Annotated in this window: 12 protein-coding genes, 1 pseudogene and 1 riboswitch; all 13 genes and pseudogenes read right to left on the bottom strand. The window is 29.9% G+C overall.

Features of this window, described 5'->3' with window-relative positions:
* Positions 1-405 precede the first annotated feature (405 nt).
* The 13 genes and pseudogenes from nifJ to JL105_RS07970 all read right to left on the bottom strand — a co-directional run bounded on the left by nifJ (position 406) and on the right by JL105_RS07970 (position 16,044).
* Complete coding sequence (nifJ, locus tag JL105_RS07910; RefSeq protein ID WP_132027981.1) at positions 406-3,936, bottom strand: pyruvate:ferredoxin (flavodoxin) oxidoreductase; 3,531 nt, start codon at positions 3,934-3,936, stop codon at positions 406-408.
* A gap of 321 nt (positions 3,937-4,257) precedes the next feature.
* Positions 4,258-5,193, bottom strand: a complete 936-nt coding sequence (gene hprK, locus JL105_RS07915; protein ID WP_132027983.1) for an HPr(Ser) kinase/phosphatase — start codon at positions 5,191-5,193, stop codon at positions 4,258-4,260.
* A gap of 9 nt (positions 5,194-5,202) precedes the next feature.
* Entirely contained in the window at positions 5,203-5,394 is a 192-nt protein-coding gene (locus tag JL105_RS07920; RefSeq protein WP_132027985.1) for a PspC domain-containing protein, read from the bottom strand.
* Entirely contained in the window at positions 5,391-7,262 is a 1,872-nt protein-coding gene (gene uvrC, locus JL105_RS07925; protein ID WP_132028160.1) for an excinuclease ABC subunit UvrC, read from the bottom strand. Before uvrC ends, JL105_RS07920 begins: the two co-directional genes overlap by 4 nt.
* A gap of 117 nt (positions 7,263-7,379) precedes the next feature.
* A pseudogene (locus JL105_RS07930) lies at positions 7,380-7,595 on the bottom strand (phosphomethylpyrimidine synthase ThiC); the annotation flags it as partial.
* A 68-nt stretch (positions 7,596-7,663) separates the two neighbouring features.
* Positions 7,664-8,947, bottom strand: coding sequence for a type II restriction enzyme (locus JL105_RS07935; protein WP_132027988.1), 1,284 nt, complete (start codon positions 8,945-8,947; stop codon positions 7,664-7,666).
* Entirely contained in the window at positions 8,940-9,776 is an 837-nt protein-coding gene (locus JL105_RS07940) for a DNA adenine methylase (protein ID WP_132027990.1), read from the bottom strand. The genes JL105_RS07935 and JL105_RS07940 overlap by 8 nt, the downstream gene beginning before the upstream one ends.
* Positions 9,777-9,803: 27 nt before the next feature.
* Positions 9,804-10,541 carry a TRM11 family SAM-dependent methyltransferase gene (locus JL105_RS07945; RefSeq protein WP_132028162.1) on the bottom strand — a complete coding sequence of 246 codons (738 nt, stop codon included), beginning with the start codon at positions 10,539-10,541 and terminating at the stop codon, positions 9,804-9,806.
* 141 nt (positions 10,542-10,682) lie between these two features.
* Positions 10,683-11,990 (bottom strand): phosphomethylpyrimidine synthase ThiC, encoded by a 1,308-nt coding sequence (gene thiC, locus JL105_RS07950; protein WP_132027992.1) that lies wholly within the window; start codon positions 11,988-11,990, stop codon positions 10,683-10,685.
* Between the two features lie 68 nt (positions 11,991-12,058).
* A riboswitch (TPP riboswitch) is annotated at positions 12,059-12,167 on the bottom strand.
* A 64-nt stretch (positions 12,168-12,231) separates the two neighbouring features.
* On the bottom strand, positions 12,232-13,032 hold the full coding sequence (locus tag JL105_RS07955; RefSeq protein WP_132027994.1) for a M55 family metallopeptidase: 801 nt from the start codon (positions 13,030-13,032) through the stop codon (positions 12,232-12,234).
* A 118-nt stretch (positions 13,033-13,150) separates the two neighbouring features.
* Complete coding sequence (locus JL105_RS07960) at positions 13,151-13,834, bottom strand: TIGR00266 family protein (protein WP_132027996.1); 684 nt, start codon at positions 13,832-13,834, stop codon at positions 13,151-13,153.
* Positions 13,835-13,913: 79 nt separating this feature from the next.
* The gene (locus JL105_RS07965) at positions 13,914-14,912 is read right to left on the bottom strand and encodes a radical SAM protein (protein ID WP_132027998.1); all 999 of its coding nucleotides are present in this window, start codon (positions 14,910-14,912) and stop codon (positions 13,914-13,916) included.
* A 109-nt stretch (positions 14,913-15,021) separates the two neighbouring features.
* Complete coding sequence (locus JL105_RS07970) at positions 15,022-16,044, bottom strand: hypothetical protein (protein ID WP_132028000.1); 1,023 nt, start codon at positions 16,042-16,044, stop codon at positions 15,022-15,024.
* Between the last annotated feature and the right edge of the window lie 327 nt (positions 16,045-16,371).

Here is a 16,371-nt window from a genome sequence, read left to right on the forward strand (position 1 = left end):
ACCAGTACAACATTTTTCTACTGTCCCCACACCACAAGGTTGATTTACCTTACTAGGATTTTGTGGAAGCATTATCTCCTTCATTAATGTATCCTCCCTTCTTTATATATTAATATCAAATTACGAAACATTACAATCCGAATAAATAACACATCTTTTTATGTTTAAATATGAGTTTTTACATTTTATACCTTTTTAATATATCATTTTTTACTAATATATATATTTTTTTCCTAATACAATTACTATAAGTCTAAAAATTGTTTTTGTCAAGTGAAAATTCTTAATAATTTTTATTATCTGTCTATTGAAATTTTAAATTCATTTGTTGCATTAATATACTTCTATGAATTATTATGATGGGATTAATAAAAAAAAGGCTATCGATTAATCGATAGCCTTTTTTTATTCTTCTGCCATTTTCTTATATTTTTCGTATCTTTCCTTAGCATCTCTTTCTGCTGCTTTAAATAATTCTTCTGCTTCTTCTGGGAAGGTACGTTTTAGTGATGTATATCTTACTTCAGAGTTCAAGAAATCCCTAAATGGTTCTGTTGGTTCTTTAGAATCTAGTACAAATGGATTCTTGCCTTCTTCTTTTCGTCTTGGATCAAATCTATATAGATGCCAATATCCACAGTCAACTGCTCTTTTTTCTTGTCTTATGCTAGTTCCCATACCTGTTACTATTCCATGATTAATACATGGTGCATAAGCTATTATTAGGGATGGTCCATCATAAGATTCGGCTTCTTTTAATACTTTAACTAAGTGGTTCATATTAGCTCCCAATGCTACTTGTGCTACATATACATATCCATAAGAAGCTGCCATCATACCTAAATCTTTCTTTCTTACCTTTTTACCAGAGGCTGCAAATTTAGCAACTGCTGCTGTAGGTGTTGCCTTAGATGATTGACCTCCAGTATTAGAATATACTTCTGTGTCAAATACTAATACATTTACATTTTCTCCTGAAGCTAATACATGATCTAATCCGCCATATCCTATATCATAAGCCCAGCCATCTCCACCAAATATCCATATGGATTTTTTGATTAAATAATCTTTTAATTCTTTTATTTCTTCAAGTATTTCATTAGCTCTTTCATTATCTAATTTTTTATCCAATTTTGGTATTATAAGTCCTGCTGCTGCTTTGGATTCTTTTGGATCATCTTTCCCTTCTAACCATTTATTAAATGCTTCATTTAATTCTTTATCTATATCTAATTCGATAAATTCTTTCATCAAGTTTTCAAGTTTTTCTCTTATCTTCTTAACTGCTACTGCCATACCATAGCCATATTCTGCATTATCTTCAAATAAAGAGTTAGCCCAAGCAGGTCCTCTACCATCTTTATTTGCACAATATGCCATAGATGGTGCACTAGCTGCCCAAATGGATGAACAACCTGTAGCATTGGCTATAATCATTCTATCTCCAAATAGTTGAGTTACCAATTTAGCATATGGTGTTTCTCCACAACCTGCACATGCTCCTGAGAATTGTAGTAATGGTTGCTTAAATTGACTTCCCTTTACAGTTGTTTCTGGCATTAAGTCTTCTTTAGGTTCTACATTATCTATTGCATAATCCCAATTCTTAGATTGTACTTCATATTGTTCTTCAAATGGTTTCATAACTAATGCCTTTTCTTTTGCTGGACATATATCGGCACAGTTTCCACATCCTGTACAATCTAGTGCTGATACTTGTATGCGGAACTGATAGTTTTCTAATCCTTTTCCTATAGCCTTCTTAGTTTCGAAGGTTTCTGGAGCATTCTTCTTCTCATCTTCATCTAATAAGAATGGTCTTATTGCTGCATGAGGACATACATATGAACATTGATTACATTGTATACAATTTTCCATTACCCATTCTGGTACTTCTACAGCTATACCACGTTTTTCATATGCTGATGTACCATGAGGGAATGATCCATCTTCTCTTCCTACAAAAGTGCTAACTGGAAGTTTATCTCCCTCTTGTCTATTCATTGGAAATACAACTTTTTCTATAAATTCTGGTACTTCTTTTTCTTCCCTTACTTCTTCATCTTTTGCATTTTTCCAAGATCCTGGTATATCCACTTTAACCAATGCTTCAATTCCCATATCTACTGCTTTATAGTTCATATTAACTATATCTTCACCTTTTCTTCCATATTGCTCTTTAATAGAATCTTTTAAATATTTTATAGCATCATCTATTGGAATTACATTGGCTAGCTTGAAGAATGCAGACTGCATTACCATATTTATTCTTCCACCAAGTCCTACTTCATTAGCTATTTTAGTTGCATCTATTATATAAAAGTCTATATTATGTTCTGCTAAATATCTCTTCATAGAAGCAGGTATATTCTCTTCTAACTCATCTTCACTCCAATTACAATTTAAAAGGAAAGTGCCGCCATCTTTTAATCCACTTAATACATCATATTGATATACATAAGATTGCTTTGAACAAGAAATAAAATCAGCTTCAGTAATTAAATAAGTAGATTTTATAGGCTCATGTCCAAATCTTAAGTGAGATATAGTAACTCCGCCTGATTTTTTACTATCGTATGCAAAATAACCTTGAGCATACATATCAGTATTATCTCCAATTATCTTTATAGCACTCTTATTTGCTCCAACAGTACCATCAGAACCAAATCCCCAGAACTTACATCTAATAGTTCCTTCTGGTTCTGTATTTATCTCTTCTTTTATTTCTAAAGATGTATGAGTTACATCATCTTCTATACCTATAGTAAATCTATCCTTTGGATTTTCTTCTTTTAAGTTATCAAATACTGCTTTTATTTGTGATGGAGTAGTATCTTTTGAACCTAATCCATATCTTCCACCAACAATAATTGGTGCATCAGATTTGTTATAGAATATGCTCTTAACATCTAAATGTAAAGGCTCTGCTACAGCACCTTTTTCCTTAGTTCTATCTAATACTGCAATTTTTTTAACAGTTTCTGGTAAAACATCAAAGAAATATTTTTCAGAAAATGGTCTATATAGGTGAACTTCTATTACTCCTACTTTTTCACCTTTATCCATTAAGTAGTCTATAGTTTCTTCAATTGTCTCAGTTACAGACCCCATGGCTACTATAACTCTATCTGCTTCAGGATGCCCATAATAATTAAATGGCTTATAGTTTCTTCCTGTTATTTTATTTATCTCTTTCATATAATCGTTTACAATCTCTACTATATTTTCATAGTATGGATTAGCCGATTCTAATGCTTGGAAATAAATATCTGGATTTTGTGCTGTCCCTTTAGTATATGGACGTTCTGGTTTTAAAGATCTATTTCTAAATTCATTTAACGCATCATAATCAATTAATTTTTCTAAATCTTTATAGTCAATAACCTCTATTTTTTGAATTTCATGGCTAGTTCTAAATCCATCAAAGAAATGTACAAATGGTACTTTACCTTTTATTGCTGATAAGTGAGCAACTCCTGCCAAATCCATTACTTCTTGAACACTGCCTGATGCAAGAAGTGCAAAACCTGTCTGTCTTGTTGCCATTACATCTTGATGATCACCAAATATACTTAATGCATGCCCAGCTAATGCTCTAGCTGATACATGAAATACTCCTGGTAATAGTTCTCCTGCTATTTTATACATATTTGGTATCATAAGAAGTAAACCTTGGGATGCAGTAAACGTAGTAGTTAATGCACCAGCCGATAGTGAACCGTGAACAGCACCTGCTGCTCCACCTTCTGATTGCATTTCTGTAACTAACACTTGTTGCCCAAAAATATTTTTCTTACCGTGGGCAGACCATTCATCAACCAATTCTGCCATAGGAGAAGATGGAGTAATTGGATATATAGCAGCAACATCTGTAAATGCATAAGCAACATGAGCTGCTGCAGTATTTCCATCCATAGTTTTCATAACTTTTCCCATTATTAAACCTCCTTCAACTTTGTTTAATTTTAGACAATAATTGTCACTCAACTAGCCTAAATTCACACATGAAACATTTAAATATAGCTAATAGTATAAATTAGGCTAATTTATTAATTGTATTTATGTTATATTTTAATAAATAACTTTATAAATATTATAAATGCTAAACTAAAATCAATTATCATAAACTAGTTATAAACTAGTAAATTGAATTAATTTAGGGTTACTTAAATCCTCTTTTATATTATAACATATTAGTTGTGTTTATGCTATCCCATAAAGGTTTTTATTAATTTCATAAAAGTTACTTATTTAACATTAGTCATTATTCTCTCGTCTTTCACTTATTTGCCTCTTTACCTTGTTATTTAATTCCTCTGCTGCATTATAACCTAATTTTTTCTGTCTAGTATTTCTTGCAGCTACCTCCACTATCATGGCTATATTTCGACCAGGTCTTACAGGAATAAGCACTTTAGGAATTTTTATGCCTAAAAGATCTATATATTCTTCATCTAAACCAATTCTATCATATTCTTTATTTTCATCCCAAAATTCTAGCTCTATAACTAAATCTATAAATTCCTCTTCCTTAACTGCACCAACTCCATAAAGCCTTTCAATATCTATAATTCCAATTCCTCTTATCTCCATAAAATGTCTAATCAGTTCTGGTGCTTCCCCTCTAAGCCCTTCTTCAACCCTTTTTATCTCAACCACATCATCTGCTACTAATCTGTGACCTCGTTTGACTAATTCCAATGCTGTTTCACTTTTTCCCACACCTGATTTGCCAACAATTAATATTCCCATACCATATACCTCTATCAAAACTCCATGAACTGTCATCTCAGGGGCTAACATATAGTCCAAATAATTAATTAGTATATTTATAAATTTAGTTGTAGGAAGTTCAGTCCTAAGAATAGTGATGTTGTTTTTTTTAGCTAAATCCATTATTTCTTGAAATATATCTAGTCCTCTTGATATAATCAGTGCTGGTATAGGATAAGCAAACATATTTTTAAATCTGTTATAGCGTACTTCTTTAGGTAAATTATTTAAATAATGCCATTCTACATTCCCAATTATCTGCAATCTTTCATAAGCAAATCTATCAAAATAACCTGCAAGCTGAAGTCCAGGTCTATTTACTTCACTGCCTTTGATTTTTATCTTATCCATACCCTTTGCTTTATATATTATCTCTAATTTTAAATCTTTTACTATTTTTCCCAATGTAACATAATCCATTTTTTCCTCCTATGATTCTTCTGGTATTATTATACAAGCTATTATATATGCAATAATTCCACCAAATATAGCTGTAAATACAGAAAACAATACCCATATTAACCTTACAACTGTAGGATCCACATTTAAATACTCTGCTATGCCTCCACATACACCACATATCATCCTATTTTCTTTGGAACGATATAATTTTTTACTCATTTTTTTGCCCCCTTATTTTTAAAATATTCATATAAATTCTTGGCTGCTTTTTTATTCATACCCTTTACACTAGCTAATTCCTCTATAGATGCTTTTTTCATATTATCAATAGTATGAAAATATTTAAATAATTCCTTCTTCCTTTTTTCACCGATACCCTTTACATCATCTAGTTCTGATTTAAACATCTTTTTACTTCTTAAACTTCTATGATAGGATATAGCAAATCTATGAGCTTCTTCTTGTATCCTATATATTAGTTTAAACTCCATACTATCTTCATCTAAAGTTATTTCTTCATTTTTATATATAATACCTCTAGTAGTATGAGAATCATCCTTAACTAATCCACATACAGGAATATCTAAACCTAATTCATCTAATACAGATAATGCTACATTTACTTGCCCTTTGCCTCCATCTACCATTATTAAATCAGGAAAAGTAGAAAAACCTTTTACCTTTATTTTATTTTCCTTTATCATTTCCCTTTCTTTTAATCCTCTCAAAAATCTTCTATTAAGAATTTCTGCCATACTTTTATAATCATCAGGACCATCTACAGATTGTATTTTAAATCTTCTATAATCACTCTTCTTTGGCTCTCCTTGTTCAAACACAACCATAGAGCCAACGGGGGACACTCCTGCTATATTAGATATATCATATGCTTCTATTCTATATGGTATTTTTTCTAATCCTAAAATTTTCTGTAATTTTTCCAATACTTTTTGATTTTCTCTCTGCTTTATTAAAATTTTATCACCATATTGATTTAACATATCCAAAGCATTTTTTTTAACCATATCCATAAGCTGAGATTTTTCTCCTCGTTTAGGAACCTTAATTATAACCTTTGAACCTCTTTTTCCCGATAGCCATTTGGATATGGCTTCTATATCGTCTATTTCTTCTTCTATATATATTTCTTTTGGTACATAAGCTGTTCCTAAATAAAATTGCTTTATAAAAGAGCTCAAAATTTCTTTTCTATCTTCATCAAAGGTATCAGATAATATAAAGTGTTCTCGCCCTACAACTTTCCCACTTCTTATAAAAAATACTTGAACACAAACTTCATCTATACCCTTAGCCATACCTATTATATCTTGATCTATCAAATTAGCAGTTACCACTTTTTGCTTTTCTAACACAGTTTTTAATGAATTTATCTGATCTCTGTATTTTGCTGCACTTTCAAAATCCAAATTTTTAGAAGCTTCGTACATCTTTTGTTCAATTATCTGTATTAGTTTATCCTCTTTCCCATTTAAAAACATAATTATTTCATCTATCATGGAATTATATAATTTTTCATCTACATTTCCTTGACAAGGACCTACACATTTATCTATATAATAATTTAAACAGGGTCTGGTTCTTCCTTGGTTTTTTTCTAAATTTTGATTACAAGTCCTTATAGGATATAAGTTTCTTATTATATCTATAGTATCATTAACTGCATAAGCACTAGGATAAGGTCCAAAATATTTGGCACCATCTTTTAGCACCCTCCTAGTCTTTAACACTCTAGGATATTTTTCATTAGTAGTTACTTTTATATAAGGATATTGTTTGTCATCCCTTAAAAGTATATTGTATTTAGGCTTATGTTTCTTTATTAAATTAGCCTCTAATATTAAAGCTTCTACTTCATTATCCACTATAATATATTCAAACTCATAAATGTGTTTTACCATCACCTTTACTTTAGGTGGATGATTTTCAGAAGCTCTAAAATATTGTCTAACCCTATTTTTAAGGGAGATAGCTTTACCTACATATATAATCTCCCCATATTTATCCTTCATTATATATACACCTGGTTTATCTGGTAGCTTTTGTAATTCTTCATCTATATTAAACAATTTAATCACCTTTCAAATAAATATATTCTAATGATATATTATCAAAATATATAAAAAAAAGCACCCTCACATTATTTTAAATTAGTGAGAGATGCTTTTCATATAAATCGCCTCTCATTATTCTTTTAAAATACTTACATCCTTTCCTTCCATAACTCTATTCATATTTCTAACAGAACACATCTTTCCACACATAGTACAACTATCATGAAGTTCTGGAGTAGATTCTTCCCTGTATTTAATTGCTTTTTCTTTATCTATGGCTAGTTCAAACATTTTTTCCCAGTCCAATTTCCTTCTTGCTTTGCTCATATCATAGTCCCAATCCTTTGCCCCTGGAATTCCCTTTCCTAAATAAAAAATAGATTAGAATTTAAAATAGATATAAATTAATATTAAATCTATTTTATTATCAACTCTAATATCCAATTTATCCAACTTTTAATAGTTTGAGCTCTCCTATAAAACGTACTATTGGAACTAACTCTATAAAGATCAGATTCTTTCATTATTTCAACAATACTATCTTTACTAGGTATTTGTCCCAATCTAAAATATTCTTTTAAAGCTTTATTAAAAACATTATGCCTAAGAATCAACTCAACAAATTTAAGTTGTCTTTTCTTTAGATTAACTTTGAAAAGCTCTTTTCCCTCATTAGTTAAAAAATAAACAATATCCCCATCTTCTTTCTTTTTATCTATAATCCCTAAATACCTACCAGCATCAGCATAATAATTTGTCTGTCTGGAATCAAAGTCATAAGTAGTAGCAATTTCATCTCTTGTCATTTCTTTGTTATATAATAACTCACATAAATTTATAATCCTTTTCATATTATCTGCTTGTGGAAATGGAATTTTTGGTTCTTCAACGATATTTATATTATATAAAATATCTTTTATATCATTTAAATTAATATCATCTTGTATTAAAGTATAATTTTTTTGTTTTACTAGAACCAATGAATTATAATTTTGAGGATCTTCAAAAACATACTCATATAAAGTAAATACACCATTAGAGTATACCATAAATATAGGGATAACCCTTTTAACTATTTTATCATTCCATAGCCTAAAGGGATAATATAGTTGTCTGATCAAAAAATCCTTAGATATTGAATTTTTAGCCTCTATTAAAGCTAAACTATCTATCCCTTCATATCCTCCATCTATTTCAATTTGGGAATTAGATACTGTGACCATTACATCTCTATTTATGTTGGTACTATTTATATAAAAAGAAAATTCATTTGAACTCATCCTGCCGCTAACTGTAGGTAATAATTTATCATCTTGAATAAAATCTGATAGTATCCCAGAGATAAAAGCACAATTTATTGCAATAGATTCAGAAGTTATATTTTCATAATCAATACTTTCTATATAATAGGGAAATGAAATTCTTATAATTTCTGTATTCAATTCACTAAATTCCTTATATGCTTCAAATGAAGAAATTATGTAACTACCTCTAGTTATTGGTAAAATTGATAAATTATTATCTTTAAATAATTTTGGTAAATTACTTTTATGATCAAATTTAGTGGCTAATCTAGCTTCTCTAAACTCATTTATATCTTTAGATTCAATTTGGAAAAAGCCTTTGTTTTCTATCTCATGCATGATATTATATTTATCAAAAAGTTTTTCCCAAGCTAAATCATTTTTTGTTTTATTCATAATTCATCACCAATACTTCGTCAACTGCTCCTCGTTTGTTCCCTTTGGAATTAATAACTCTATTAGCTTGTACTATTTTTATTCTATAGTCTTTATAAAGTTCCAAAATAAATTCAGTTTTTGAATTAGAAAGTAAAAACTTAATTCCCTCTTCATTCAATTTATCACATAACCTTTTAAGCCTTTTTTGTTCTTCTCTATCAAAGCCACCTTTATCATAACCTGTAAAACTACTTGTATCATTTATTGGATCGTAGGGCGGATCAAAATAAACAAAACTATCTTTTTCAGCTCCCTTAACCGCTTCTTCAAAATCACAACATTTAAAAGTGATATCAGCACTATTAAAGTATTTGCTTACTGCCCTTAACGTCTCTTCATTTACAATGTTTGGATTCTTATATCTACCAAATGGAGTATTAAATTGACCTTGAGAATTAACTCTAAATAGCCCATTATAACAAGTTTTATTTAAGTAATGTATCCTTGATGCTCTTTCAATAGGGCTTAAACTTTTATATTTTTTTATATCCCTATCCAATTCACGAATTTTATAATAATACCCTTCCTCATTCTTGTGTCTTTTTAAATCCTCTATCAGTTCATCTACATTATCTTTTATTACTTGATATAGATTCATTAATTCTTCATTAATATCATTAATAACAGCTTTTCTAGGTTGGAGATGAAACAAAACCGCTCCTCCTCCAACAAAAGGCTCATAATATGTTGAATAATAAGAAGGTATGTATTTTTCTATTTCAGGTAGAAGTTGCCTCTTTCCTCCTACCCACTTAACAACTGGCATTACTAGATCATTTTTTTTCAATTAAATCCTCTCCTAATTAATAAAATATTATATTTTTGGCTTCCTAAATATAAATAAATATTCATGAGCTATTAAAAGAAAATTGTATTGAATACTCTTTTTATACCAAAAATTTGTACTTTTGCAATTATGTTGTTCTTTAATAACTATTTCTTTTAATATAAACCCCGTTTCTAGATATTTTTCCATAGTTTTAAATCCAAGAGGAATTATATGTTTTGATTTTCTTATATCTCCTATTAATATTGCACAATACTTATCATCTTTTAATACCCTAAAAGACTCCTTGGCAACAAATCCCATTTGAATTATAAATTCATCAATATCATAATTTGATAAATCTCCTCTTATGCCATTGCTATATCTAATTATATTTGCATAAGGCGGATGTGTACAAATTAAATCAATACTATTATTAGGTATGAAGTTTAGTTTTCTTGCATCTCCATTATAAATCCTAGGTTCATATTCTCTATTTTTGTCAAAATCTAAATTCTTTTTTGCTATTTTAATAGCATTTGGGTTGATTTCAACTCCAATACCTCTTCTCTCTAGTAATTTTGTTTCAATTAATGTAGTTCCGCTTCCCATAAATTGATCTAAAACTATATCATTCTTTTTTGAGTATCTGAATATAACATTTCTAGGTATATATGGCGACCAATTCCCTCTATATTCGCTGTTATGAGTAGCCCAATTTCCTCTTTCAGGGAAGCTCCATAATGTACTCACTTCCATTTTGTAATTTTTAGGTTCCCATTGCATATTTTTCACCAAACTTTTTAAATATAATATTGTCTTTATTATATATGATTAGAACACAAGTTTCAAGAGTAAAAAAAATAAAAAGCACCCTCACATTATTTTAAATTAGTGAGAGATGCTTTTCATATAAATCGCCTCTCATTATTCTTTTAAAATACTTACATCCTTTCCTTCCATAACTCTATTCATATTTCTAACAGAACACATCTTTCCACACATAGTACAACTATCATGAAGTTCTGGTGTAGATTCTTCCCTGTATTTAATTGCTTTTTCTTTATCTATGGCTAGTTCAAACATTTTTTCCCAATCCAATTTCCTTCTTGCTTTGCTCATATCATAGTCCCAATCCTTTGCCCCTGGGATTCCCTTTCCTATATCTCCTGCATGAGCTGCAATTTTAGCTGCAATAATTCCCTCTTTCATATCATCCAATGTGGGCAATCTTAAATGTTCTGCAGGAGTAACATAACATAGAAAATCTGCTCCTACACTTGCAGCTATTGCTCCTCCTATGGCACTAGTTATATGATCATATCCTGGTGCTATATCTGTAACAATTGGTCCTAATACATAAAAAGGAGCATTGTGACATAATTTTTTCTCTAACAATACATTTGCTTCTATTTCATTTATAGCTATATGCCCAGGTCCTTCTATCATAACTTGTACATTTCTTTCCCAAGCTCTTTTAGTCAATTCTCCTAAAACAATAAGCTCTTCTATTTGTGGTGCATCCGTTCCATCCTCTATACAGCCTGGTCTTAAGGAATCTCCTAAACTTAAGGTTACATCATATTCTTCACATATATCTAATAATTCGTCATAGTATTCATAGAAAGGATTTTCCTTATTGTTTAATTCCATCCATGCATATAATAAGGAACCACCCCTAGATACTATATTCATAACTCTTTCATTCTTTTTGAAGACCTCTATTGTTCTTTTATTTATTCCTGCATGAACTGTTAAAAAATCTACACCATCTTCTGCATGTTTCCTTGCTACATCTAAAAACTCCTTAGAGGTTATATCCTTTAACTCTTTATCATAAAATCCAACTGCATCATATACTGGAACTGTACCTATTATAGTAGGAGACATATCTATAAGTTTTCTCCTAAATTCTTCAGTCTTACCAAAGGAACTTAAATCCATTATTGCTTCTGCTTTCATATCTATTGCTACCTTTACCTTCTCAAGTTCTACATCCACATTGGGACAATCTCTAGAAATGCCTAAATTTACATTTATCTTTGTTTTAAGTCCTTCTCCTATTCCTTCTGGACTTAATGCTTTATGATTTTTATTTGCTGGTATGACTATTTTCCCTTCAGCTACCCCTTTTCTTAAAATTTCTACCTCTATGTTTTCTTTTTTGGCTACAGCTTTCATTTCATCCGTTATGATGCCTTTTTTAGCTGCATCCATTTGTGTTGTATAATTCAAATAAATTTCCCCCTTTAAAATATATTTTTAAACTAAAAAAACTGTATACTCCAACAGAAGTATACAGTTAATCGACTAAATTAAATCCCTCCGTTGGAATTACCCAAATCAGGTTCATAGGGTCAGGAATAACATTCCTATCTCAGCCTATCAATATAAGCCCCCCTTACAAGTATTAAATTTTGTCATAAAGTATTTATTAAATACCTTATGTACATGATATTATATCACATATATATTGTCAAACTAAAAATGATGTAGCTCTCATTATTTCAAAATAATCGTCTGTTTCAAATATTATGCTCTTTTCTCCCTTTTGAACAGCACCAGGATAAAAAGAGTTTTTATAAGCATCTCCATGAAAATTATATCCTATTTCCAAACTAAATTTATCTGGTAGATTTATATTGTTTTTAGACAAATCTTTTTTTAATGCTTTTTTCATACCTTCTTTAATCTTTTCTATTGCTTTATTAGGATGAATGCTTATAGATGAAGCACCCTTGCCTTCACTTACAGCTACTGTAACAATATTTTTATTTAAATTTTTAGCATCTTCACAAAGTCCCTTATCGCCACTTAAAAATACAACAGGTACTCCTAAATATGCTGCTAAATAAGAATGCATTAAAAATTCACTTAAATATTCTCCATTTAATTTTATATAATTAATTACAGAGCTATTCATAGTATGAGCTAATGGATTGGCATTAGAACCTCCATGGGAATGATACCCTACAAAAGCTACCCCATCGAAAGTTTCATCTATACCTTGAAGCATCTTGTATGGATGCCCACTCCATCCCCTAATAATTTTAGCATTTTCAGTTAATTTAGATGGATCAATATTTCTTCCAGTACCATGGGCATCTTTTACTAAAATCTCTGTAGCTCCTGCAATAGTAGCACCTTCACAAGCTGCTGCTACCTCTTTAGACATTTGTTCTGCAAAATATGAATAGGCATTAGAACTTTTTCTTGCTTCTTCCCAATTAGCAATTCCAGCTACCCCTTCAATATCTGCACTAATAAAAATCTTCATTATATTATTCACCTCTCTATTAATTTGAAAAATATAAAAATATAATAACACGTTGCAAAAATGCAAAAAGATCTGTCCCTGGTGCACTGGTGCACTCTGGTACCATAATTTGAAAAATCTAATCAGATGTTGTTGGTATTATCTTAATTATTTGTCCAGCTAAATTTTGTATGGGCATAGTTTGGAGGTATATCTTCCCTGGTCCTGTTAATACTGTCAAAAACAATCCTTCTCCACCAAATAGCACATTTTTCATTCCCTTAACAGTTTCTATATCAAAACTTACCGATTGTTCAAACATCGCCACATGCCCTGTATCTACTTTAACTGTTTCTCCTGAGCTTAAATCATATTCTTCAATATATCCATCCATTTCAAGAAATACTATTCCTGGTCCAGTTATTTTTTGAAGTATAAATCCTTCTCCACCAAACAATCCTGCTGCAAATTTTTTCTTAAAATACACTTCCAATGAAACTGACTCTTCGCTAGCTAAAAAAGCATCTTTTTGTGCAATAATACTTTCACCAGGTTTTAATTCCAATGCTAAAATTTTTCCAGGGAAAGAAGATGGAAAAGCTATAGTTCCAGATCCACCACTACATGTAAAAATATTCAAAAACAATGATTCACCTGAAAACATTCGACCTATTCCACCCATTAAACCACCTTTCATATTAGTGTCCATTTTTATATTATCTGTCATCCATCCCATAGCTCCTGCTTGAGAAACTATCCTTTCACCTGAATTGAGTTTACAAATTGCTACAGGTAGACTACCTCCTTTGATTTCATATTCCATAGTATCTACGCCCCTTTATATTTAATTTTATATAATTTATTCTTATTTTATAATATCATGTTTTTATGAGTTTTGAAAGTTATAGATATCTACCTTTAATAAATATATTTTTAATTAACAAATTTGATACTTCATTGGAAATATTATTTCCCCAAAAAATCCCTTTGTTTGTTAAAAAGTATTTATCACTTTCCTTCTCAACAAAATTTTCTTTTACTAATTTCTCCATGAAATTCTTAACACATTCCTTGATTTTTTCATCTTCTACAATATCTAAATCTATATTTGTCATCTGTACTTGACCTATTACTTTTTTTACTAAATCATAATAAGAATTTACTTTTATACCTCTTCTTTTTTCTGTGTTTTCTACTTCTTCACGAAAATCATCCATTTTTAGAGAATTCATTATAAGTGTATTTCCTATATAGCCTCCTGCACCTGCTCCTATCGGAAGTGTGTCTTCTCCATTATGTCTTCTAACTATATATTTGTATTTATCTCCATTTTGCTTAACTATCTTAGTTAACTCTAAAAATTCAAAACCATTATCTAGTGCTTTATTTGAAATTATATTAAAAAACATCTTTTCTCTTTCAAAATTTCTTTCATAAAAATCTTTAGAATCTTCAATTGTTTTAGCTAAAGTAGCCTTTTCATTTATTATTAAAGAATAGAAAGAAAATCCTATTTCTTTAATTTGATTTAATTTTTCTATAACTATTTCTTGATTGCCAAGTCTACCTAGTGTAGCCCTGCCATTGTCTGAAAAAGTTTGAACTCCTATACTAAATCTATTTACTCCCTCATTATAAAACATTTCTATCTTTTCATCTGAAAGCTCTGAAATAGTAGTTTCAATAGTTATTTCACAGTCCTCAGTTAATGGTAAATAGTTCTTTAGGGCTCTAAGGATTTTTCTTAAACCCTCACTACCAAGGACAGTAGGAGTTCCACCTCCAAAATATATTGCACCATATTTACTATCATTAATATATTTAAATTTGCTGTAATTTTTAATTTGCTTTACTATTAAATCAGCATAATCTGACGGAGGCATCATTAAACTTCTTCTCATATTACAAAATGATTCCTTCAAAATGTTAAACAGTAGAATAGATAAAGTCTATCTAACAACAGGTACAACTTAGTAAGCCCTCAAATATATTTGATAAAATCAAAATAACTTATAATAAATCTACTGCATTTACAAATATGAATCTTGTAGTATTGCATACGATTTTTTGATCATACCACATTGATACTTCCACCATAGTAGCTCTTCTACCAGTTTCATACCAACTTCTTACTTGAACTGGACCTTCACCACCTTTATCCCACATAAAGCTATATGCTGTTGCAGGAGTATATTTTCCCGGTCTAGAAGGTACATAAGCTAATATAGCAGAATTACCCCAAATATAATTTAACGGTTCATTTTGTCTTGATTCAATCTGCTCTGGATTATTTGCATTTGTTGCAGAACCTACCAATACCTTATCTACTCCAAAAGCATCAGCCATTAAATCAATAGAAATAATATCTTTTTGAACATATCTTCCAAACTCATGCAATTTTGGATGTAATTCTAAAACATTTTTTACTAATTCAGATATAATTAATACATTAGGTCTCAGTCCTGATTTTCTATAGATAGCTTCTCTAGCTTTTTTAATATCTAAAATTGGATTTGAATTTTTATAATCTGACCATTTAGCAGATGTACCTGGAGATCCTAAAGTAACCCGTAAATCTTTATGACACTTGTTAGCATCTAATAATTTATTAGCTGCATCTATCTCTTTACTAAATAAAATTTTTTCTGTCATTAATTCAGTTGCAGCCGCCTCAAGAACAAATATATCATCAACATTTTGAACTTCTTCATCAGTAATTTCAACTCTAAATGCATGACACATTACATCATAAGAATCCTCTGAAAATATCCAATTAATTTCATTAGCTTCAGTACCTGGTACTCTACGGTCATCATGCTGTATAAATCTTTCTATACCATGAACACAATATTTATCACTTTGTTTTTTAATTATTGACTTCTTAAAAATCTGATCAGCTATATATTTCTCATTTGAATAAGCTATTGATATATTTGTTAATGCTTTGTTTATACAACCCTCTTGATAAAATATTGACATATTATCGCTCTCTCCTTTCTTATGATTAATTAATAATATTTTGCATCTATCCATTCTACTCTAACTCCTTTTTTCTATCAGTCATAAACACCATAGCATTAATACACATTTGCCTTAAAAGGCAACTTTTTTAATTCACCCACTATATTTAGTTTGCATATTCCTAATATCAAATTTCTCATCCATACCATTCCCACCTCCCCTAATCCTTATTTAAGTTAAATTCATTAAAAATATACGCAAAGTTGTCTCATATGAATAATTTATTTTTTATTTAGTAAATTAACATAAAAATAAGCCCTGTCTGCTAAATAGTATAGGGTTTATTTATTTTTAGCTATCATTTATATTAATATAATAGTTAATATTTAATTTATAAAT

The sequence above is a fragment of the Keratinibaculum paraultunense genome (genome assembly GCF_016767175.1).
Taxonomy (GTDB): domain Bacteria; phylum Bacillota; class Clostridia; order Tissierellales; family Tepidimicrobiaceae; genus Keratinibaculum; species Keratinibaculum paraultunense.

Coding starts and splice junctions, on each gene's coding strand:
- nifJ (WP_132027981.1), bottom strand. CDS start 3,936: ATGGGAAAAGTTATGAAAACTATGGATGGAAATACTGCAGCAGCTCAT.
- hprK (WP_132027983.1), bottom strand. CDS start 5,193: ATGGATTATGTTACATTGGGAAAAATAGTAAAAGATTTAAAATTAGAG.
- JL105_RS07920 (WP_132027985.1), bottom strand. CDS start 5,394: ATGAGTAAAAAATTATATCGTTCCAAAGAAAATAGGATGATATGTGGT.
- JL105_RS07935 (WP_132027988.1), bottom strand. CDS start 8,947: ATGAATAAAACAAAAAATGATTTAGCTTGGGAAAAACTTTTTGATAAA.
- JL105_RS07945 (WP_132028162.1), bottom strand. CDS start 10,541: ATGCAATGGGAACCTAAAAATTACAAAATGGAAGTGAGTACATTATGG.
- JL105_RS07955 (WP_132027994.1), bottom strand. CDS start 13,032: ATGAAGATTTTTATTAGTGCAGATATTGAAGGGGTAGCTGGAATTGCT.
- JL105_RS07960 (WP_132027996.1), bottom strand. CDS start 13,834: ATGGAATATGAAATCAAAGGAGGTAGTCTACCTGTAGCAATTTGTAAA.
- JL105_RS07965 (WP_132027998.1), bottom strand. CDS start 14,912: ATGAGAAGAAGTTTAATGATGCCTCCGTCAGATTATGCTGATTTAATA.
- JL105_RS07970 (WP_132028000.1), bottom strand. CDS start 16,044: ATGGATAGATGCAAAATATTATTAATTAATCATAAGAAAGGAGAGAGC.